Origin of the sequence: Sphaerospermopsis sp. FACHB-1194 (assembly GCF_014696235.1) — a bacterium.
Lineage (GTDB): Bacteria > Cyanobacteriota > Cyanobacteriia > Cyanobacteriales > Nostocaceae > Sphaerospermopsis > Sphaerospermopsis kisseleviana.
Genome location: NZ_JACJPU010000014.1, coordinates 49410 through 71002, shown reverse-complemented (window position 1 = coordinate 71002; position 21593 = coordinate 49410). Strand labels below are relative to the sequence as shown.

Sequence of the window (21593 nt, the reverse complement as noted above, 5' to 3'; positions counted from 1 at the left end):
AATAATCTTTTTTTCGCAGTCTGAATTTTTCCAACTTTATTTTTCAAACTTTGTCAGATAAAAGTTTGAAACAACGTTAAAACTTACAGTTATTCCCCTTGGTTAAAAAATACTATGAATCCTCTCAGATAAAAAGCTAATTTGATTACGAATTCATGGTTTTAAAATCAAGCTTTGCTCACAAAAAATAAGTCATAATTTAATAACTTAAAACTAGATAAATATGATGAATTAATAACAATAAATATAAAAATCATCAACAGGTAGAATGCACCGAAAGTAGCAAAAAAGACAGTTTTAGATAATTAATTAGAGAATTAAACAGATTCTCGCCAATTAGCTGGCGCTTCGATATAATCAGGAAGGCGAGTAGTGTGATCGCCCACTGCGTTAATGATCTGTTCAGATTTCAGGTTTTTAGCACCATTTAAAATCGCCCCAGTCAGTTTAACATCATCAAGTTGAGCGCCTAATAAATTAGCACCGATGAGATTAGCTTCAGAAAGATTAGCTTCATCAAGTATTGCTTGAGAAAGATTAGCACCCATCAAATTAGCGTGATTTAAATCGGCTTCTGTTAAACTAGCTGCACTAAGGTTAGCAAAATAAATATCTGTTTGCTGTAATTTTGCAGCATTCAAATTTGCACCTTGTAAATTTGCACCATTAAGATTTGCACCATTAAGATTTGCAGCAATTAACCCTGCTAAACGTAAATTAGTTTTCCCTAATTTCGCACCTTGCAAATTAGCTAAAAATAACTTAGCACCTGATAAATTAGCAGCCTTGAGATTAGCTTGTTGCAAATTAGCTTTATACAAGTTGGCAGATTGCAAATTAACTGAACGCAAACTTGCACCAAACAAATTAGCGGAACTCAAGTTGACTCCATATAAATTGGCAAGATTGAGATTAGAACGACTCAAATTAGCTCCCCGCAAACTAGCCTTAAATAAGTTAGCTTGATAAAGAATAGAACCGATGAGTTTAGCACCATCCAAAACCGCCTCACTTAAATCCGCATTTCGCAAATCTGCACCACACACATCAGATCCCCGTAAGTCTACCCCTTGGAGTTTAGCTCCTGCTAAATCAACTCGTCTGATATCGGTATTACGTAAATCTAATTTTTGATTTTCTCGATCATGTTGAAAATTGCGTCTCCCGATCACAGTCAAAGCTGCTTGAATATCAGTACGCAGTTTCCAAGATTCTAATGGTAGAGAATAATTTGCTTGCTGTTGTCGGCGTATCCGATCACGATTGTTTCCGAAATCAATAGTCATGAAATCTTCTGGTTTTTGTACTTTCCTCTCTAGTTGTATGGGTGCATTTTCGCGGACAAACGCAGTGAGAACTTGCATAATTGTCCAATGTTCTTGGGGAAAATCTTGGGCAATTCTTTCTAAAGCATAAATAGCTCCTGTGCGCGTTTCTACCTTGTCATGTCCTAACTGGGAAATACTGCCAATAAAACGTTCTGCAATCAGTCTTTCTTGAAGAAGTTTGGTATTTTCAAGACTAATTGCTAGATTTTTCTCAGATGTAATTGCATTTTTTTCTATTGCTTGAGTTCTTTTGGCTGCATAATAAACATTAACTATGACAGCTACACCCAGAAAAACTATAGCAATAGTAGTTAATGCTTGATTTTTTTGAGATATTTGCTGTTGAAGTGATAACTTGTCAATATTAGTAGATGCGAAGACAATCAGTATCAATGACAGAAGCACAATAACGATGATAGTGATCAACCAATGCAATGTTGCATCTGTCTTTTTAGCAGACATACTAGAAAGATGCTTCACAATAATGAGTTATTACGGAGATGATAGAAGAAAACAGTATAGCATTTAGCCGCAATTTTTAGATATGTAAAATTTTATTTCACACAAAAAAAGGTAAAGATTTTTTCCTTACCCTTTCCTTTTTACCCCTTAAAACAGAAGTTTTCGCGTATATATGGTCTATTAAATAGTAAACTTCGCTTCTCGTAGATTTGCTCCCTCCAGGATAGCATCATCCAAAATTGCATCTTTTAAACTCGCTAAATATAAATTAGCTCGATGTAAGTTAGCATTAGTAAGATTTGCACCAGCTAGATTTGCTGCACTGAGAATAGCACCCTCTAGGTTAGCACCAACCAGATTTGCTTGTGATAAATTAACTTGATAAAGGTTAGTGTGTGCTAAGTTTATACCTTGTAAGTTTAGTCCCCTTAAATCTGTGTAACTTAAATCAATCTGCTCATTTTCTGGGTCTTGTTTTACGTCTCTTTTACCAATTACAATCATAGCTGATTGAATCAGTATCCGTTTGTCTACCAAGGAATCGCTAATTACTTCTTCTGGGGGTAGATTAGCTGTTTTCTCTCTGACAAAATTAGTCAGCATATCCATAATTATCCAGTGAAATTGTGGATTATCTTGCGCCAAACGTTCCAATTCATTAATTGCAGATAAACTGGTTTCTATTGTATTATTCTCCAGTCGTTGTAGAAGTTTCATTAAATAATCTTGATGAGAGTTATCGCTTTGATTATTCTTTACCTCCTTCTGAATTGCCAGCATCCAATGGATGATTTTTCTTACCAAAATACATAAAAATAATCTTGAGTTACTGGGATATTTAAAAAAATTGGCTATGAGTGGATTATTCCTCACCAACCGATGGGAATCATGATTATATTGATATTGAATCCCTGATGAAATTTATTGCAGTTTATTGCAGTTTATTGCAGTTTCCAGATGCAGCAAAATTCTCAACCAAGCCTAAAAAACCTAAAAAACCTAGTTTTGATAGGTGGTGGCCATAGTCATGCCATTGTTTTGAAACTTTTTGGTAATCAACCTGTGGCTGGAGTAAATTTGACTTTAATTACTTCAGATCAATATACACCCTACTCTGGGATGTTACCAGGACATATTGCCGGATTTTACAATTATTCTCACTGTCATATTGACTTGCCAAATTTAAGCAAATTTGCTAATGCTCAGTTATATCTTGATCAAGTAGTTGGTTTGGATTTAGAAAATAATCAGGTTTTTTGTGCTAACGGAACTGTGGTAAATTTTGATATTCTATCTCTTGATATTGGCAGCACTCCCGCTAAATTGTCTGTATCAGGTGCGGCAGAATATACAATTGCTGCTAAACCAGTTAAACAATTTTTAGAACATTGGTATAAATTACAAAATATGGTTGCTGAAAATCCTCAAAAACAGTTAAGTATTGGTGTGGTTGGTGGTGGTGCTGGAGGTGTAGAATTAGCGTTATCAATGTTGGCAGGTTTACAGAAATTAGGAATAGAAAATTTAACAGTACATTTATTTCAGCGTACTGGGGAATTAATGCCAAATCATCACCCATCTGTACGGGGAATTATGCGGGATGTTGTAATTAATAAAGGTGTAAAATTACATTTAGGTGAAAATGTCTGTGAAGTTGCACCTACAAGAGATAATCAATTAGAAATTACATCGGAATCTGGGTTAAAATTAAAATGTAATCAAGTATTTTGGGTAACACAAGCCTCAGCAGCAAATTGGGTCAAAGATTCAGGAATTGCTACGGATGAAAAAGGGTTTATTTTAGTAAATGATAATTTGCAATCTATTAGTCATCCACAGATTTTTGCAGCAGGTGATATTGCCACAATGATTAATTATCACCTACCAAAAGCAGGTGTATTTGCGGTGCGTCAAGGTAAACCACTGTATGAAAATTTGCGAAGATTGATTTTAAATAAATCGCTAAAACCCTACAAACCACAAAAAGAGTATTTAAGTTTAATTGGTACTGGTGATGGGCGTGCCTTAGCTACAAGAGGAAATTTCACCTTACCACCTCATCACTTATTGTGGCACTGGAAAGACTGTATAGATCGGCGTTTTATGGCACAATTTCGCCATGATTGAAAATTGAAAATAGTGAAAATCTTAGGGAATTTCAAATACAAAAAATATACAAATATTTCTTGTGGTGCGGGCATCTTGCCCGCTAATTATCAAGCTAATTATCAACACTGGGGCGATCGCCACTGCAACAGCCGTACTGACAACAGCCTGTGCTAGAAAAACTACATCCACTGCCACACAAAGTAGTTTACCCACAGTCAGATGGCGCATGGCCACAAGTTGGACAAAAACTTTAGGGACTTATATCGGTGCATACACCATGGCCAAACGAGTTAAAGAAATGAGTTGGGAACAGGGAAAAAATACGGTTTTGTTTTACATGGACTTTGGCCACAATATCAACAAGGTTATCCTGCTAACTGTTCTACAGAAAAATTACCACCATTAGTTAAGCAAAAGTTTAGAGGTTTATTTCCCAATGATCGACTTTTTGATCATCAATGGCAAAAACATGGAATTTGTACGGGTAAAAAACCTATAGAATATCTGACATTAAGTAGAAATTTAAAATATTCTCTAGTTATTCCTTCAGATTATAAAAGTCCAGAGAAACCTTTTTGCACTACGATTAAAGATTTAAAGTCTACTTTTATTACTGCTAACAAAAAATGGAATGTTAATGGGATAGATCCTGTTTGTTCTGATTATGGTAGATTTTTATAAGAAGTATTTTTTTATTATTCTAAAGATGGTACCCCCGGAATTTGTAGTACAGAGATTTTAAGACGTTTTCAAAAAAGTTGTGGACATGATAATTTTTTAGTGAGAAACGTGAGATAAAATTAAAGAAATGAAATTACCGAAAATCAGGGATGGTTTAAATCATGAACTGGGGAAAATACATTCATTCAGATCCACAAATTTTATCAGGTAAGCCAACTATGAGAAGAGATAAATTAGTGGTTGATATTACAAAAAATCACTTCCTTCTTCACTTCCCTCTTCTCTTCGTGTCCTTCGCGTCTACCCTTCGGGAAATGCTTCGCATAACGTGGTTCATTAAAAAAACAAAATCATCTTCAAGATCACAAAACATAACAATTATGCCCTAATATTTAAAACATACCCAAAATACAAGCATTGATACCTGTAAAATTTGCCCCATGAGTCAAATTATTTGGATCGCCAGACACGCCAACCGCCTTGATTTTGTAAACCCTGACTGGTTTCTCACAGCCGAAAAACGCTATGATCCACCATTATCAGATGATGGCATGATCCAAGCACAACAACTAGCAAAAAGACTCAAAGGCGAAAAAATCAAACATATTTTCGCATCTCCTTTTTTGCGAACAGTGCAAACCGCCAACGCAGTCGCCGAAGCATTAGAATTAGAGATTAGACTAGAAACAGGTTTAAGTGAGTGGTTAAATCCCGCATGGATGACAGAAGAACCAGAAAGACTCTCAACCCCAGAATTAAAAGCATTATTTCCTAGAATAGACACAGGCTACACACCCCAGATAGCAGCAAAATATCCCGAAACCCATGAACAAGTGAGATATCGTTCTGCACAAACCGCTAGATGTTTAGCAGCAGAATTTTGGCCAGATGATATTCTGTTAGTAGCACATGGGGCTTCTGTGTTAGGTGCGGCAATGGGATTTGTGGGGGATATAGCTAAAGCAGAAGTTAAAGCTACATTATGTTCTTTAGTAAAAGTGGTGCGTCAAGAATCACAATGGTTGCTAGAACTAAAAGGAGATACTTCCCATTTAACTACAGTAGAGGAAGTAGTAAGATTTGTATAAGTCAGGAGTCACTGGTTCGACACTTCGAGCGCGCTCAGTGCATCGCTTCGCTCACCAACCGGAGTCAGGAGTCAGAATATTTGATTTCGAGCAATTATTTGGAAGTAAACCTGAAAAATATCAATACTGTTTACTGATAGGTAAATAATTAAAGTACAAGTCACACACAAACCAACAAACTAACAAACTAACTGATAAATTTTATGACATTACTATTAGCGGGAGATATCGGTGGCACGAAAACAATTTTACGCCTGGTAGAGTCTTCAAACTCATTAGGTTTAAAAACCTTGTATGAGGAAAGTTACCGCAGTGGAGATTTTCCTGATTTAGTGCCAATTGTCCAAAAATTTTTAGCCGCAGCGAATCTATCAACAGGCAATACATCTACACCAGAAAAAGCTTGTTTTGCGATCGCCGGACCCGTAGTACAAAACACCGCTAAACTCACTAATTTAGCTTGGTTTTTAGACACGGAAAGATTAGCAAAACAATTAAATATTCCGGCAATTTCCCTAATTAATGACTTTGCAGCCGTCGGTTATGGTATTTTTGGTTTAACCACACAAGATTTAGTCACCTTACAAGTTGGTAAATATCAACCTGATGCACCGATGGCGGTTATTGGTGCAGGAACAGGTTTAGGACAAGGTTTTTTAATCAAACAAGGAAACCAATATCAAGTTTTTCCCTCCGAAGGTGGCCACGCAGATTTTGCCCCCCGCAATGAATTAGAATTTCAACTGTTGAAATATTTATTGTCTAAACATGATATTCAACGTGCATCTGTAGAAAGAGTAGTTTCCGGTTTAGGGATCACTTCCATTTACCAATTTTTAAGAGATAGACAAATAGACACAGAAAACCCAGAAATAGCCCAAATAGTCAGAAGCTGGGAACAAGAAGCCGGAAAAGCAGAAAAAACCGTTGATCCTGGTGCTGCTATTGGTAGTGCAGCTTTAGAAAAACGCGATCGCCTATCAGAACAAACCATACAAATGTTCGTCGAAGCTTACGGTGCAGAAGCCGGCAACTTAGCCTTAAAACTCTTACCCTACGGAGGATTATATATTGCTGGAGGCATTGCCCCGAAAATTCTGCCCTTGATGCAAAATGGGAGTTTTATGTTAAATTTCACCCAAAAAGGCAGAATGCGTTCCCTCCTCGAAGAAATACCGGTGCATATAATCCTTAACCAACAAGTAGGATTAATAGGTGCGGCTTTATCTGCTTTTAGGTTATAAATAGCAGCAACAATAAAAACCGCATCTGCGAGGGCTACAAATTATGAATATGAAATTGAATATTGAATTTTTAATACCTTTCATTACTGCCACTTTTGTTTATAGTGGGTTTATTTCTGCCGAGGTAAGTAAATCCCAACCTATAGCTACTCACAAAAAACCAAATGTTCCCGAAGTAGTGCAGTCACAATGGAAAATATTTACTCCCCCAGATAAGAGTTTTCAAGTTTTAATGCCAGTCAGACCAAACACGAAAACTCAAATTCAAAAAACCTACATGGGAGAAATAAAATTAAACATATTTGTAGCCCAACCACCGGAACAGGAAGTTGCGTATTTAGTCACTTACAATGAATTTCCTTACAGCTATGCTAAGATGACTAGCCTACAACAAATATTGAATCAAGCCAAAGAAAATACTTTAAAAGCAACACAAAGCAATTTAATTAGTGAACGTAATATTCGCAGTTCCAACAGTCATCCAGGTAAAGAAATTCAGTATATAGATTCGGCTGGTAAAGTAACTACAAATAGGATGTATGTTGCTGAAGGAAGATTATATCAAGTCATGGCAATAGTTTCTAGAAAACAGCGTTCCACATTAGAAAAAACTATTACCGGATATTTAAATTCCTTTCAGTTAGTTTTGAGAAGATGATCCGATTTTAGATTTTGGATTTTAGATTTTGGATTATAAAAAATACAAAATTTCCCAATGTCTAAAAATTTCTTGTGGCATCCTGCCCGCTATTCCTTAACGGGTGACAAGGTAGTTAGCGGTTGCTGAATAAAGACAAAAGCTAGATATATTGAAGGTTTGAGGCTAATAAACAAGAAAAAGATGCCAGGATTTTGAAGGGTATACCTGAAAAAGTGTGCATTTTGGGTCTGATAAATCTTCGTGGTTCATTCCTTCTTAAACCTCATCAAGTAATCGGCAATAGGTGATAAATAATAATCTTACCAATTCAATTACCCATCACCCATCACCAACTACCAAATTAACTAAGTGCTTCCGCACCACCCACAACTTCCAGAAGTTCCTGAGTAATAGCAGCTTGACGCGCCTTATTATAAGAAAGAGTCAAAGTGCTAATGAGTTGACCAGCATTATCACTAGCATTACTCATCGCAGTCATCCGTGCAGCAAGTTCACTAGCTGCGGACTCTTGTAAAGCTCTTAATAACTGATTGCTCAGATATAAAGGCAATAAAGAATCTAAAATTTGTACAGGGTCTTGTTCAAAAATCATGTCACGGGGTAAAGCGCGAACTGTACTAGCTACCTTTTCCCGTTCCACTTGGAACTGACCACCACGAGTAGTTAAGCGGAAAACTTCATCATCTGCGGTTTCCAAACCTTGAGTATCCAAAGGTAACAAAGTTTGCACCACAGGACGAGAACTCACCAAAGACACGAAGCGAGTATAAATTAACTCAATTCTGTCTACCTTTTCTGACAAGAACAAAGAAAGCAACTCATCAGCGATATTAGTAGCTTCTGCTGCTGTAGGAATTTGTTCTAAACCAGTGTAGTTAGCATCAATTTTGTAACCACGACGTTGGAAGTATTGAGTAGCTTTGCGACCCACGATCACAAAAGTTACATCTAAACCTTCCGCTTTGAGTTCCTTAGCGCGGTTTTCTGCACGACGGATCACGTTAGCATTGTAACCGCCACACAGACCTCTATCACCTGAAACTACCAACAAACCAACAGATTTAACTTCCCGTTTTTTCAGTAGTGGTAGGTCTACATCTTCAAACTTTAAGCGAGTTTGTAAACCAAATAATACTTGTGCCAAACGGTCAGCAAAGGGACGGGTGGCAATTACCTGCTCTTGAGCGCGACGTACTCTCGCCGCAGCCACTAGCCGCATAGCTTCGGTAATTTTTTTGGTGTTTTTGACCGACTGAATGCGATCGCGTATTGCTTTGAGATTAGGCATAATATTTAGGTCATTGGTAATTGGTAATTGGTAATTGGTAATTGGGTAAAAGTTCTTGCTATTACCTATTACCCATTACCCATTACCCATTAACTGTTACGCTGTAGCTAAAAAGGTCTTCTTGTAATCAGCTAAAGCTTCTTTGAGGGCTGCTTCTTCAGCATCTCCCAATACTTTGCTGCCTTGTACTGCTGAGTAGTAGGAGTTCTTACCAGTCTTCAAGTATTCACGGAAACCTCTAACAAAGCTGGTAACTTGGTTTACAGCAATGTCATCTAAATAACCGTTAATACCAGCGTAGAGAATCGCTACTTGTTCAGCTACAGATAGAGGATCGTTTTGGGGCTGTTTCAACAATTCCCGTAAACGTACACCACGAGCTAACTGATCTTGAGTAGCTTTATCTAAGTCAGAAGCAAATTGCGCGAACGCTTGTAAGTCGTCAAACTGAGCCAATTCCAGTTTAATCTTACCTGCTACCTTCTTCATCGCCTTGGTTTGTGCCGCAGAACCTACACGGGATACGGAGATACCGGGGTTAACCGCAGGACGGATACCAGAGTTGAACAAGTCAGAAGATAAGAAAATCTGACCGTCAGTAATAGAAATTACGTTGGTAGGAATGTAAGCGGATACGTCACCAGCTTGGGTTTCAATGATAGGTAATGCAGTCATACTACCTTTACCTAATTCATCGCTGAGTTTAGCAGCACGTTCCAACAAGCGAGAGTGAATGTAGAATACGTCTCCAGGGTACGCTTCCCGTCCGGGTGGACGACGTAACAACAAGGACATCTGACGATAAGCCTGAGCTTGCTTAGACAAATCATCATAAACAATCAGGGTCGCTTTGCCTTTATACATGAAGTATTCAGCAATAGAAGCGCCTGTGTAGGGAGCTAAGAATTGTAAAGTTGCAGGGTCACTGGCGTTAGCGGCGACAACTACGGTGTAGTCCATCGCGCCTTTTTCTTGTAAAGTTTGCACAACGTTAGCAACGGTGGAAGCTTTTTGACCAACGGCTACGTATACACAAACTACATCTTCACCTTTTTGGTTAATGATGGTGTCAATAGCGATCGCAGTTTTACCGGTTTGGCGGTCTCCGATAATCAACTCACGCTGACCCCGACCTACGGGAATCATCGAGTCAATAGCGGTAATACCAGTTTGCATGGGTTCATGTACAGAACGACGTGCAATAATACCGGGGGCTGGGGATTCAATCAAACGACTTTCGCCAGTTTTGATTTCGCCCTTACCATCAATAGCGCGACCCAAAGCGTCAACAACACGACCGATTAAAGCATCACCTACAGCTACTTGAGCAATTCTACCAGTAGCGGTAACGGTGCTGCCTTCTTGGATATTGCGGCCTTCACCCATCAATACCGCACCAACGTTATCTTCTTCTAAGTTTTGGGCGATACCAACAGTACCATCTTCAAATTCTAGGAGTTCCCCAGCCATAGCTTTTTCTAAGCCATAGATCCGGGCAATACCATCACCAACTTGCAGTACAGTACCAACATTAGCAACTTTGACTTCCTTGTCATATTGCTCGATTTGTTGTTGGATAATGCTGCTGATTTCGTCAGGTCTAATTGAAATGCTCATTATGCCTATTGTTCAGTGTTCTTTCAAGACAAAAGAAGTTTTTGGTAAACGGTGATTGGTGATTGGTGACTGGTGACTGGGAAGAATATGATTCATTACCCATTACCCATTACCCATTACCCATTACCCATTACCCATTACCTAACCATTAGTTAAGCGCAAAGAAAGGCGACGTAGTTGACCACGTAAGCTGGCATCAATAACTTGAGAACCGACTTTGATCACCACACCACCAATTAAATCGGTGTCGATTTTGGTTTCAATTTCTACTTCCCGTGCTTTGGTAATAGAAATAACCTTTTCTTTCACTGTTTGCAGTTGTGCATCTGTCAAAGGAACAGCAGAAGTTACTTCTGCTAAAACCGTTTGATTCAATTCCCGTAACAGGTTTACATACTGCTGTAAAATTGGCTCTAGAAAAGAAATTCGTCTTCTATCAACCAACAGCAAAATGAAATTTCTCAGATAGGGGTTAACACCTTCCCCTAACAATTGTTTGAGGAAATTCTTTTTGTTTTCTGGTTGAATAAAGGGGTTATCCAAAAAGTTTTGCAATTCCCCAGAACCAGAAATCAAACTAACTAGAGTCCGTGCATCTGCACCAAACTCTTCTGTCAAATTATTTGCTTGAGCAACGGATAACAAAGCCTGTGCATAAGGCTGGGCTACTTCTGCTGTAGCTGCATTACTTTTCATGGTTTCTAACCTCCCAATTGAGCGATGCTACGGTCAATAATAGTTTTTTGAGCATCCTCAGCAATGCCAGTCTTGAGTTCAGCTTCCGCCTTTTGCAGTGCTTGAGCTACTACTTTTTGACGCAATTGAGAAATTACGCGCTCTAGTTCTGCATTCAAGTCAGCCGCACCAGCAGCTTGCATTTTCTCAATGTCAGCAGCAGCTTGAACCAAAATAGCCTCACCAGCAGTTTTTGCACTTACTTCTGCATCAGCTTTAATTCTGGTAGCTTCAGCTTGAGCTTGCGTTAGCTTTTGTTGCGCTTCTTGCAATTGCTTTGCAGCTGACGCTGCTCTTTGCTCTGCACTCTTAATTGCTGTTTCAATATTTTCTCGACGAGATTTGAGGGTATTACCCAAAACCTTACGTCCGAAAACAAACAGTACAGTAATAATAATGGCAAGGTTAATTAGGTTGGTCTCTAAAATATTAGTATTTAGACCAAAACCACTATGTTCTGCTCCCTCTGCCAGTTCACCTCCGACGGCGGCTGCTTCCGCCATCAATAGTACAAAAGTCCCCATGATTTTCTATCCACAACTGCGCTGCCAAATTCAAAATCTATTGTCAGTAGTCAGTGGTCAGTGGTCAGTTTTCAGTGATTACTTTCTTCACTGTTCCCTGTTCCCTGCGATGCACTGAGCTTGTCGAAGTGTTCCCTGTTCCCTTCCCCGACAATTCTGCGAGTTAGCGTTGGCCTATTAAGTCAGCACCTAACAGCTTCTCTAGTATTTGGCGACTGAGGGCATCTACCTGAGCTTCTAAGGAAGCTAAAGCTTGTTGTTTTTGCTGCTCAATTTCACCAGCTGCTTTTTCTCTTTGTGCTTGGGCTTCTTGCTGCGCGGCAGCTATTTTCTGGGCTGCTGTTTTTTGCGCTTCTGCTTGAGCTTGGGCAATAATCGCTTGTGCTTGTCTTCTTGCGCCGGCTAGTTCTTGTTCATACTGCTCGGCTAACTTTTCCGCTTTTGACAAGCGTTCTTGGGCATCCAATTGATTGTTACGGACATATTCATTACGTCCATCAATGGCTTTACCCAATGGTTTATAGAGAGTTGCATTCAATATCAGGGCTAAAACTAGAAACTGGATTGCCATCAAGGGCAAAGTCGCATCTAAGTCAAACAAGCCCCCTTCTTTGGCAACTTCTTCTACTGCCAATAAGGTGATCCAGTGTGTCATTGTTGCTTGTTCCTATCTATGGTTGTAGTCCTGAGTTATGATTGGTGGATGTTATGAGTTATGAGTTAGTGAGTCATTAATTCAACTCCTAACTCCTAACTCCTAACTCCTAATTTTTGTCACTCAGCACTCAGACTGTGTACTCAGACTGTGTACTAATTATGCGAAGGGGTTAGCAAACAACAGTACGAGAGCAACTACTAGACCGTAGATGGTTAACGCTTCCATGAACGCCAAACTGAGCAACAATGTACCGCGAATTTTACCTTCTGCTTCAGGCTGACGAGCAATACCTTCCACAGCTTGTCCTGCTGCGTTACCTTGACCAATACCAGGGCCGATTGCAGCCAAACCAACAGCGAGAGCAGCAGCTAATACGGAAGCAGCAGAAACTAATGGATCCATGATATTCTTTCCTTACTTTATACAGTGGTTAGTTGTTGAACTTGTAGAGTTGTTTAGTAGTCAGCTATCAGTTATCAGCTTTCAGCGATCAGATGTTGTTTTTTGGTTGACTGCTCTCGGTTGACTGTTGACTACTTTCTGTCACCTGTCACCCATCACCTGTCACCTCATAACTGTCACCTGTCACCTGTCACCTGTCACCTCATGACTGACTTTTGTCATCTGAGGGGTTTAGTGATGTCCCTCATGCTCTTCGCCATGATGATCTTCCATCGCTTCACCAATATAGGCGGCGGCGAGGGTGGCAAAAATTAGGGCTTGAATAGCACTTGTGAATAATCCCAAGGCCATTACTGGCAATGGTACAAATAGAGGCACTAGCAACACTAGCACGCCTACGACCAATTCATCAGCTAAGATATTACCGAATAAACGGAAGCTTAGGGAAAGAGGCTTGGTGAAATCTTCAATAATTTTGAAGGGCAACATGAAGGAAACTGGTTGCACATAGTTGCCGAAGTACCCTAAGCCTTTCTTGCTGAATCCAGCATAGAAGTAAGCTAATGAAGTTAACAGTGCTAAGGCAACTGTTGTGTTAATGTCGCTGGTGGGAGCGGCCAGTTCACCTTCTGGCAAATGAATTAGTTTAAATGGAACTAATGCCCCTGACCAGTTAGACACGAAAATAAACAAAAACAATGTGCCGATAAATGGCACCCAGGGGCGATATTCTTTTTCGCCGATCTGGTTTTTTGCTAAGTCCCGAATAAATTCTAGGGCAAATTCCATCAAGTTTTGAATGCCGCTAGGAATGCGTTTAACGTTGCTGCTTGCCAAGATGGAAACCAGTGTTAATACGCCAATTACAAACCAGGAGGTGAGAAACACCTGTCCATGTAGCTTTAAGTTGCCTATTTGCCAGTACAGATGTTTACCCACTTCCAATTCTGCCAATGGAAGGGAGTAAAAGTTCAGAAAATTCAGCATTTTCTTGTTAGTTGGATCGCTTCTCTCATCTTACTGGAGAAACAGAGCGTTTTAAGGTTGCCGGAGCTTTGTGGAGTCAGATATAAACGCCACTCTAACTACATAGATGATGAGTGTGGCTTTATAGGTGAGAAATCCCAAGAATATGGGCATGATTTCCAGTTGTTTCAACTTTGATGCTAACAAAATCAGGATGACTAATAAAGCTAACCTGGTTTTACTCAGCTTTTGTTTCTCTGTACCTAATCGCTCTACATCTTTGGCCAACATCCTCAAGTAAAGCACACCTGCACACGCCCCTAATAAATAATTTAGAGCAATGTTGAGGGAATAGGAAACCCAAACAGAGATGAAAATGACCCCTGTTAACACAAGCGTGATTACCAACAACTCTTGATAGAGTTGATAAAACTCCTGCATGGAGGAGCTTGCTGGCTGTTTTTCTTCAGAACTAGCTTGAGTATCTTGTTCTGTTGTCGGAGTGGGTACAATTTGTTCTTCTGACAAGCTCACGGGACTTGAAACCAGTACAGCTAAATAGGGTGACTGCACATTCAGTCAGTTGAATCATATCACGCTCTGGTAACAATACTTTAGAAAAAAACAATTATCTTATTTTTTGGTGATTGGTGACTGGGGACTGGGAAAATACAAATAATTTTCCCTGCTCTCTGCTCCCTGCTCCCCTGCCTCTTCTACACTCTCTCGCTAGGTGTAGGGATGAGTAGTTGATGTTTTATGAGGTTTTAGACTACGTTTAAGTATAACTACTGAACTTTAGACTAAAAACACAAAATGACTCAGGGAAGCTGAGTTGAAAAAAAGCAAAGTAAAAAATTCAAAAAATGAGAAATCAAGCAGTTTTTGGCTGGGCTTTACGTGAAGGTGAAGTACGCTTTTTAACGATAGGATAGCGAATTCTACGTTGTCTGTTCTGTCCGGTCTTCCAGCCGGGAGATTTACCCCGTGGTTTTGGCGGTTGGGCAGGAGTGGAAACCCTGACTAAAATCCCAGGCATCGCTTGTGCAACCCTTCCAGGCGTAAGTTTAGTGATTTGTTTCTGCCATTTTTGCCTTTATTTTTAAACACATTTTTGATGTTTAATTAATAGTTTGGCATACTATGTACTGAAGAACCAAATTAAACACGGTTGTCTTTATTTTTGTCCTGATTTTTGTCCTGATTTTTCTATTTTATCACTACCTCAAGATTTGAGCGATCGCCTATTCTCAATATACGACAAATCAAATACAAAAAACAACTAGTATAAAACCTGATGTAATCTATCCTTAAATCCTGGATATTATCTCGACTTACTTCGACATAGTTCGACTGCGCTCACTAACCGCTCAGTACAAGTCGCGGTAGTTGAGCGTAGTCGAAACTCGATAACCACCTGATTATGACAAAATTTGAACGCAGATGAACGCGGATTTTTAATTTTTAATTTTTAATTTTTGACTTTTGATTTCCCGAAGGGTGTCCTGATGCTGACAAAATCATTCATTTATCAGCTTTCAGTAAACTGATTACTGATTACTGATAGCTGAATACTCACACAGACTTTAACCTAGCAAATAATAACTCTACTTTATCTAAATCTTTATCTCCTGGTGAACGTTCTACACCACTAGATAAATCAATTCCATCGGGATGAATTTGACTTAAAGCTGTTAATATATTATCTGGTGTTAGTCCTCCTGCTAAAAACCAAGGACGACTAGGTTTATAAGCTTGTAACATTTCCCAATCTAATGTTTTTCCTGTTCCTCCTAATTGTTGGGGATGGTAAGCATCTAATAGTAAAGTATCTACATAGTCAATATAGTTAGCTGTGGTTTCTAGTTGTTGTAAATTTCTCACTCGCAAGGCTTTAATAATTTCTATGTTTGGTAAAATTTGACGTAATTGATCACAAAATTCTGGTGTTTCATCTCCGTGCAACTGTACACCCGTTAATTTAGATGTTTGTACAGTTTCACTAATTTGTAAAATGCTGCTGTTGGCAAAAACGCCAATTTTATCAATATTATCTGGTAGTGGTGCTACTGCTGCTTGTATCTGTTCTATGGTAACGTAGCGTGGTGAAGTTGGCACACAAATAAATCCTAGTGCGGTTGCACCTAAGTTAGCTATAGCTAAAGACTGCTGTGGTTGAGTAATTCCGCAAATTTTAACTCGCATTTAAGTGTGAGATAAGTTTAATAAATGACGGGGGAAATTAAAAATAATTACAAAAGTACATTAATTTAAAGGAAAAACTTTTGCTTTGTCCTAGCTAATTCTATAATTTTGTAGGTTTGGATTCATTTTTCATAATAGGAGAATACATCTTGTTATCATCTATTTTATTAGCAGCAGCATCCGTACCCGCTACACCTGAGTGGAGTCCTACAGTTGGTATTATTATCAGTGCCAGTTGTTTGGTGGTACTTTTACTCAGTTTGGCAAGTAAAGCGCCCAAAGTAGGACCCCAAATGCCTTTACTTCCCGTAAGTGTAGCAGGTTTTATCGGTGCAATGGCTTTTGGTCATGTAATTGGTATTGGTATTGTTTTAGGACTGACTAACATCGGTCGTTTATAAGTTTAATTTAATGCTCTTTTACTAGAGAGTAACTTAAAAATTCGGCGGTAGGTAAACATTAACTTACTTACCGCTTTTTTATGTCTGGGGACTGGTGACTGGTGACTGGGGACTGGTGACTGGGGACTGGGGACTGGGGACTGGTGACTATGAGACAATGGAAAATTGATAATTGATAATTGATAATTGATAATTGATAATTGATAATTGATAATTGATAATTGATAATTGATAATTGATAATTAATAATTAATAACTTCTACCTCCCCTACCTGCCCTACTTCCCCTGCCTTCTGCTATGGTGAGAAATATAAGAAATATATAAATAAATTGATGTAATGCAAAAAAATTGGCAAATTGGATCTTTATTTGGCATTCCTTTGTTTTTGGACTCCCTATGGTTTGTAATTGTTGGGTTGGCAACTTTAAATTTTGGGGTTGCTTACCAAGAATGGGGAACTGTCACGGCTTGGAGTGCAGGACTGGTAATGGCACTGCTGTTATTTACTTCTGTGCTGTTGCATGAGTTGGGGCATAGTTTAGTGGCGCAGTCCCAAGGAATTAAAGTTAATTCGATTACGCTGTTTTTCTTTGGTGGTATTGCAGCGATAGAGGAAGAGTCAAAAACTCCAGGTAAAGCTTTTCAAGTGGCGATCGCTGGTCCTGCGGTAAGTATTATCCTGTTTTTGTTGTTAACTCTAGGTTATCAAGTGATTCCTGATACTACATTATTAAATGTTATGGTCAGGGATTTAGCAAGAATTAACTTGGTTGTGGCTTTATTTAACTTGATTCCTGGTTTACCTTTGGATGGGGGACAGGTATTAAAAGCAGCACTGTGGAAAGTTACAGGCGATCGCTTTCAAGCAGTACATTGGGCGGCTAAGTCTGGACAAATTTTAGGTTATTGTGCGATCGCTTTCGGATTTGCTCTAGATTTCTTTACCCAGGAATTGGTAACAGGTTTGTGGATTGTATTATTAGGTTGGTTTGCAATTCGTAATGCCAATACCTATGACAATGTTACCACCCTGCAAGAAACTCTGATTAAACTCCAAGCAGTTGACGCGATGACTCGTGATTTTCGCGTAGTTGACGCAAATAAAACATTACGGGAGTTTGCGGACTTATATCTTTTAGATACATCTTTTCCCCATACATCACACATTGCACATACTTATTTTGCTGCATCCGATGGACGTTATCGGGGTTTAGTGAAAATTGATGATTTGCGGATCACGGAAAGAAGTCAGTGGGAAACTGAAACTTTGCAAACTATTGTTCATCCTCTGAACACAATACCCACTGTCAGCGAATCAACTTCTTTAGCAGACGTTATCAACAAACTAGAAAACGAGCAGCTACCCCAAATCACCGTACTTTCTCCCGCAGGTACAGTAGCTGGCGTGATTGATAGGGGAGATACTGTCAAGTGTTTAGCACAAGAGTTAAATTTGCAAATTAGCGAAGGGGAAATAAAGCGGATTAAAGAAGAAGGGACTTTTCCCCCTGGTTTGCAGTTAGGGGTAATAGCAAAGTCAGTAGTTGAGAGGTGACAGGGGACTGGGGACTGGTGACTGGTGACTGGTGACTGGTGACTAGGTGAGAAAAACTAAGTCTTGATCCTGACTCCTGACTCCTGTACGGGCGAAGTAGGGGCGAAGCATTCGGAAAATAGCCTTTTCATAAAATTGATAATTGGTTGCCCGAATGCTTCGCCCTTACAGGAAAATAGCCTTTTCATAAAATTGATAATTGGTTGCCCGAATGCTTCGCCCTTACAGGAAAATAGCCTTGGACAAAAATTTATCATTAGTCGCCCCAATGCTTCGCCCTTACGACTCCTGACTCCTGACTCCTGCTCTAAATTACAATTTGCCAACTATTTATTAAGCTCGACGTTCTAAAGGATTAGCCACATAATTAAATGTTGGTTCAGAGTCAATACTTTTCGGTTAAGCCCAAAAAATAGAATTATGTAGGTTGGGTTGACGTTAGGAAACCCAACATTGATAGGCTTTTGTTGGGTTGCGCTATCGCTTAACCCAACCTACGAAAACTCGACTATTTATTAAGCTCGACGTTCTAAAGGATTAGCGACATAATTAAATGTTGGTTCAGAGTTCCAAGGACCTCGTTGATCTGGCTCAGTTCCATTTGTAGATAAGTTGTAATAAAGAGAAACAGTTTCATCTGGTTGAACATTACCAAACATAGGATCAGTCAACTTACCCAAAGAATCCAAAGCTTTCATAAACATTTGGGTATGCGAAATTTCTCTTGTTAACAAATGCACTAAAGTATTTTTAGTTCCTTGATCTGTTGCCAGTTTAATTAACTCTTCATAAGTTTGCCTTGCGCCAGCTTCTGCGGCAATATTCGCCCGTAAATCTCGAACTACATCACCACCTTCATTCAAGTAATTTGCAGTCCAAGCATGACCTTGACTATCAAGAAAATGAGGTCCTATTCCGCGAATAGCAAAAAGAGTGCTGTTGTAAACTTCGGTTTGGTCGGTATTTTTTGTATGAGATTCTATGAGTTTACCAACCATTTCTAAATGACCAAATTCTTCAATGGCAATATCTTGGAGCATATCCCGAATACCAGGATTTTCTACATGAAAAGATTGCACCCAATATTGCAAAGCGGCTGTGAGTTCTCCAGTTGCACCGCCAAATTGCTCTAGAAGTAATTGAGCAAAGCGGGGGTTAGGTTCATCAACTTTGACAAAATGAATCGGTTCTTTTTTGTGAAAAAACATACAATACAATTAATTCAAATTTCCAAACAATTAATTCAAATTTCCAACTTCAAAACCCAAAATCTAAAATCCAAAATCCAAAATCCCGAATCCAAAATCCAAAATCCAAAATCTAAAATCTAAAATCTAAAATCCAAAATCTAAAATTGAATTTAGGCTCGGCTACTTCTTTGGAATAGCGTCCATAAATAAATCGCAAGTATCGCGCCAATTATTGCCACCAAAAGACCGGGAATACTTAAAGTTGCAGACGCAAATTGTAGAGTACCAGTGCGGAGGAGTGTAAATAAAGTTCCACCGATAAAAGCACCTACAATACCTAAAATTATTGTTGAGACAATGCCACCGCCTTGATGACCAGGATAAACAGCTTTGGCAAGCGCACCAGCTAATAGTCCTAAAATTATCCAAGCAATAATATTAATCATTGCCGATTACCTCTATAGTTTATACTGTATCAAATTTATTAGTATTGAAAGATAATTTTTTCTACCTGTTGATATATTTATTTAAATCAAAAGTTGTAGATAAAGGATTCAAGCTATCATAATTGTTAATTCCTGTTAATGCCATCAACATAAAAATATACCCCAATTATTAGATAATTAGGGTATTTAACGAATTACAAATTACCAATCACCAATTACCAATTACCAATTACCAATTACCAATCACCAATTACCAATTACCAATTACCATACTCAAATAGCACGAGAGAATTTTGTTTCTTTAATTCTGCTATGAGTATCAAAGTTAACGGCGATATTTCTCACTAATAATCTACCAGTATCGGTAATTTGGATTTCGTCGGCTAATAAATTGACCAGTCCATCATCTTCCAGAGGTTTTAATTCTTCTAGTTCCTGGGCAAAATATCCATCAAAATTGATGTGATATTTCTTTTCAATGTCTGATTTATGTAACTGGAAGTGAGACATAATAGACATAATTACATCCCGTCTGATGATATCATCTTGGGTTAATTTAATGCCTTTACTGGTGGGAAGAATACCTGCTGTTACAGCTTGATAATAGTCCTTTAAACCTTTATGGTTTTGAGCATAGGCATCTTCTAACATACTAATAGATGTAGAACCAAAACCAAAAAGTTCGGTTTCTGCGTGAGTTGTATAACCTTGGAAGTTGCGTTTGAGAGTACCATTTTGTTGAGCGATCGCTAATTCATTATTAGTTTTCGCAAAATGATCCATACCGATAAACAAATACTCGTTATTTGTTAATTCTTCAATGGTCATTTTCAGGATATCTAACTTTTCCTGAGCGCCGGGTAATGTAGCCGGATCAATTCTTTTTTGTACAGGTTTCATCCAAGGTACATAGGCAAAATTAAACACCACAACTCGATCAGGATCTAGAGCAATTGTCTTTGTGACAGTTTCTCTAAAAGTATGTAGATTTTGGTAGGGTAAACCATAAATTAAATCTACATTTACACTAGCGAAATTAGCCTCTCTAATCCAATCCATTGCCTCAAACAGCATTTTTTCTGGTTGGATACGGTTAACGGCTTTTTGTACTTCTGGGTTAAAGTCTTGGATACCAAAACTAATGCGATTAAAGCCAATATTTCTGAGAAATAGAATATATTCTCTACTGATATAACGGGGGTTAATTTCAATAGAAACTTCTGCATTTTCATCAATAGTGAAATAACGATTAATCTTATCCCACAAAAATTCAACTTGCTGCATTTCCAAATAATTTGGTGTTCCACCACCCCAGTGAATTTGCAAAACTTTGCGGCTGGTATCTATTAATTCGCTGGTATTTTGGATTTCCTGCGCTAAATTTTGTAGATAAGGTTTGGCAATATTCTTATTGCCAGAAATCACCGTATTACAGCCACAGAAATAACAAGCACTCTGGCAAAAAGGAATGTGGAAATATAAAGATAGGGGCGTTTGACGTTGATTAGAATTAATGATGGCTCTTTCAAAGTCTTGGGCGGTAAATGTTTCAGTTAATTCTGTAGCGGGTGGGTAGCTAGTGTATCTGGGTGCGCGGGTGTCATACTTTTTGATCAGGTCCAAATCGAATTTGACACCAGGTAATAGAAAGACCATCAAAACCTCCGAGTTACTGTTAATTGAATGCCTAGTAGTTGCACTAAGTTTGAATTGGGTTTGAGTTGGGTGGGAATTTGTAGATTGGCAATAGGTTGATATTTATCTTTTGTTACCAATTGCCAAAACATTTGTATGTTTAGCTTCAAATAATGAAACTAAAGTGAAACTAAATAGCTAGGACTTACTGCAAGAAACCCGGTTTTGATTTACAGCAGTTTTCATGTCTTTAGACCACAGTCAGGGCGAAGCATTCGGACAATTAATTATCGGTTTTTACCTAAGACTATCATCCGAATGCTGATGCTTCCAGCACGCTTCGCGAACGCCCCTACATTGTTGACGCGAAACCTAAATCAAAATGTGGTTTATTTAC

The 21593-nt window shown here is 38.7% G+C and carries 25 protein-coding genes; 7 read left to right on the top strand and 18 right to left on the bottom strand.

The window, feature by feature from the left end:
- Window positions 1-317: 317 nt before the first annotated feature.
- Complete coding sequence (locus tag H6F45_RS10785) at window positions 318-1790, bottom strand: pentapeptide repeat-containing protein (RefSeq protein WP_096572359.1); 1473 nt, start codon at window positions 1788-1790, stop codon at window positions 318-320.
- A gap of 180 nt (window positions 1791-1970) precedes the next feature.
- The gene (locus H6F45_RS10780) at window positions 1971-2570 is read right to left on the bottom strand and encodes a pentapeptide repeat-containing protein (protein ID WP_096572358.1); all 600 of its coding nucleotides are present in this window, start codon (window positions 2568-2570) and stop codon (window positions 1971-1973) included.
- Window positions 2571-2747: 177 nt separating this feature from the next.
- Here H6F45_RS10780 and H6F45_RS10775 point away from each other — a divergent pair, with 177 nt between their 5' ends.
- Window positions 2748-3917, top strand: coding sequence for an FAD-dependent oxidoreductase (locus H6F45_RS10775; protein ID WP_096572357.1), 1170 nt, complete (start codon window positions 2748-2750; stop codon window positions 3915-3917).
- A gap of 21 nt (window positions 3918-3938) precedes the next feature.
- On the opposite strand, the gene H6F45_RS10770 is transcribed toward H6F45_RS10775, so the two are convergent.
- The gene (locus tag H6F45_RS10770; RefSeq protein WP_190347159.1) at window positions 3939-4133 is read right to left on the bottom strand and encodes a hypothetical protein; all 195 of its coding nucleotides are present in this window, start codon (window positions 4131-4133) and stop codon (window positions 3939-3941) included.
- 69 nt (window positions 4134-4202) lie between these two features.
- On the opposite strand from H6F45_RS10770, the gene H6F45_RS10765 reads away from it, so the two are divergent.
- The 4 genes from H6F45_RS10765 to H6F45_RS10750 all read left to right on the top strand — a co-directional run bounded on the left by H6F45_RS10765 (window position 4203) and on the right by H6F45_RS10750 (window position 7570).
- Window positions 4203-4580 carry a hypothetical protein gene (locus H6F45_RS10765; protein WP_242052592.1) on the top strand — a complete coding sequence of 126 codons (378 nt, stop codon included), beginning with the start codon at window positions 4203-4205 and terminating at the stop codon, window positions 4578-4580.
- A 440-nt stretch (window positions 4581-5020) separates the two neighbouring features.
- Entirely contained in the window at window positions 5021-5668 is a 648-nt protein-coding gene (locus tag H6F45_RS10760) for a histidine phosphatase family protein (protein ID WP_096572356.1), read from the top strand.
- A 203-nt stretch (window positions 5669-5871) separates the two neighbouring features.
- Window positions 5872-6912, top strand: a complete 1041-nt coding sequence (locus H6F45_RS10755) for a glucokinase (RefSeq protein ID WP_137666143.1) — start codon at window positions 5872-5874, stop codon at window positions 6910-6912.
- 55 nt (window positions 6913-6967) lie between these two features.
- The gene (locus H6F45_RS10750) at window positions 6968-7570 is read left to right on the top strand and encodes a hypothetical protein (protein ID WP_190347177.1); all 603 of its coding nucleotides are present in this window, start codon (window positions 6968-6970) and stop codon (window positions 7568-7570) included.
- A gap of 343 nt (window positions 7571-7913) precedes the next feature.
- Here the strand turns inward: H6F45_RS10750 and H6F45_RS10745 are convergent, their stop codons facing one another.
- The 10 genes from H6F45_RS10745 to H6F45_RS10700 form a co-directional block, all read right to left on the bottom strand.
- Window positions 7914-8861, bottom strand: coding sequence for a F0F1 ATP synthase subunit gamma (locus H6F45_RS10745; RefSeq protein WP_096572354.1), 948 nt, complete (start codon window positions 8859-8861; stop codon window positions 7914-7916).
- Between the two features lie 96 nt (window positions 8862-8957).
- Entirely contained in the window at window positions 8958-10478 is a 1521-nt protein-coding gene (gene atpA / locus H6F45_RS10740) for a F0F1 ATP synthase subunit alpha (RefSeq protein ID WP_096572353.1), read from the bottom strand.
- A gap of 141 nt (window positions 10479-10619) precedes the next feature.
- Window positions 10620-11174, bottom strand: a complete 555-nt coding sequence (gene atpH, locus H6F45_RS10735) for an ATP synthase F1 subunit delta (protein WP_190347158.1) — start codon at window positions 11172-11174, stop codon at window positions 10620-10622.
- Window positions 11175-11179: 5 nt separating this feature from the next.
- The gene (locus H6F45_RS10730; RefSeq protein ID WP_096572351.1) at window positions 11180-11737 is read right to left on the bottom strand and encodes a F0F1 ATP synthase subunit B; all 558 of its coding nucleotides are present in this window, start codon (window positions 11735-11737) and stop codon (window positions 11180-11182) included.
- Window positions 11738-11900: 163 nt separating this feature from the next.
- A complete protein-coding gene (locus H6F45_RS10725; protein ID WP_096572350.1) occupies window positions 11901-12392 on the bottom strand; it encodes a F0F1 ATP synthase subunit B' in 492 nt (163 codons plus the stop codon).
- A 159-nt stretch (window positions 12393-12551) separates the two neighbouring features.
- Window positions 12552-12797, bottom strand: coding sequence for an ATP synthase F0 subunit C (gene atpE, locus H6F45_RS10720; protein WP_010994186.1), 246 nt, complete (start codon window positions 12795-12797; stop codon window positions 12552-12554).
- A gap of 231 nt (window positions 12798-13028) precedes the next feature.
- Window positions 13029-13784: a F0F1 ATP synthase subunit A gene (gene atpB / locus H6F45_RS10715; RefSeq protein WP_096572349.1), complete on the bottom strand. Its 756-nt coding sequence runs from the start codon at window positions 13782-13784 to the stop codon at window positions 13029-13031.
- A 51-nt stretch (window positions 13785-13835) separates the two neighbouring features.
- Entirely contained in the window at window positions 13836-14297 is a 462-nt protein-coding gene (locus H6F45_RS10710; RefSeq protein ID WP_096572891.1) for an ATP synthase subunit I, read from the bottom strand.
- A gap of 340 nt (window positions 14298-14637) precedes the next feature.
- Window positions 14638-14802: a hypothetical protein gene (locus H6F45_RS10705; protein ID WP_190347157.1), complete on the bottom strand. Its 165-nt coding sequence runs from the start codon at window positions 14800-14802 to the stop codon at window positions 14638-14640.
- 536 nt (window positions 14803-15338) lie between these two features.
- Window positions 15339-15968 (bottom strand): phosphoribosylanthranilate isomerase, encoded by a 630-nt coding sequence (locus H6F45_RS10700; RefSeq protein WP_190347156.1) that lies wholly within the window; start codon window positions 15966-15968, stop codon window positions 15339-15341.
- Between the two features lie 149 nt (window positions 15969-16117).
- Here H6F45_RS10700 and psaK point away from each other — a divergent pair, with 149 nt between their 5' ends.
- Complete coding sequence (psaK, locus tag H6F45_RS10695) at window positions 16118-16369, top strand: photosystem I reaction center subunit PsaK (RefSeq protein ID WP_096572347.1); 252 nt, start codon at window positions 16118-16120, stop codon at window positions 16367-16369.
- 2 nt (window positions 16370-16371) lie between these two features.
- Here the strand turns inward: psaK and H6F45_RS10690 are convergent, their stop codons facing one another.
- The gene (locus H6F45_RS10690; protein WP_190347155.1) at window positions 16372-16527 is read right to left on the bottom strand and encodes a hypothetical protein; all 156 of its coding nucleotides are present in this window, start codon (window positions 16525-16527) and stop codon (window positions 16372-16374) included.
- 180 nt (window positions 16528-16707) lie between these two features.
- Here H6F45_RS10690 and H6F45_RS10685 point away from each other — a divergent pair, with 180 nt between their 5' ends.
- Window positions 16708-17925 (top strand): site-2 protease family protein, encoded by a 1218-nt coding sequence (locus H6F45_RS10685; RefSeq protein ID WP_190347154.1) that lies wholly within the window; start codon window positions 16708-16710, stop codon window positions 17923-17925.
- Between the two features lie 56 nt (window positions 17926-17981).
- Here the strand turns inward: H6F45_RS10685 and H6F45_RS10680 are convergent, their stop codons facing one another.
- From H6F45_RS10680 to hemN, 4 genes are all read right to left on the bottom strand, one after another.
- Entirely contained in the window at window positions 17982-18251 is a 270-nt protein-coding gene (locus tag H6F45_RS10680; protein WP_190347153.1) for a hypothetical protein, read from the bottom strand.
- A 189-nt stretch (window positions 18252-18440) separates the two neighbouring features.
- Window positions 18441-19133 carry a manganese catalase family protein gene (locus tag H6F45_RS10675; RefSeq protein ID WP_137668167.1) on the bottom strand — a complete coding sequence of 231 codons (693 nt, stop codon included), beginning with the start codon at window positions 19131-19133 and terminating at the stop codon, window positions 18441-18443.
- A gap of 152 nt (window positions 19134-19285) precedes the next feature.
- Window positions 19286-19558: a GlsB/YeaQ/YmgE family stress response membrane protein gene (locus H6F45_RS10670; protein WP_096572890.1), complete on the bottom strand. Its 273-nt coding sequence runs from the start codon at window positions 19556-19558 to the stop codon at window positions 19286-19288.
- A gap of 276 nt (window positions 19559-19834) precedes the next feature.
- Window positions 19835-21217 carry an oxygen-independent coproporphyrinogen III oxidase gene (hemN, locus tag H6F45_RS10665; RefSeq protein ID WP_096572344.1) on the bottom strand — a complete coding sequence of 461 codons (1383 nt, stop codon included), beginning with the start codon at window positions 21215-21217 and terminating at the stop codon, window positions 19835-19837.
- Window positions 21218-21593 lie beyond the last annotated feature (376 nt).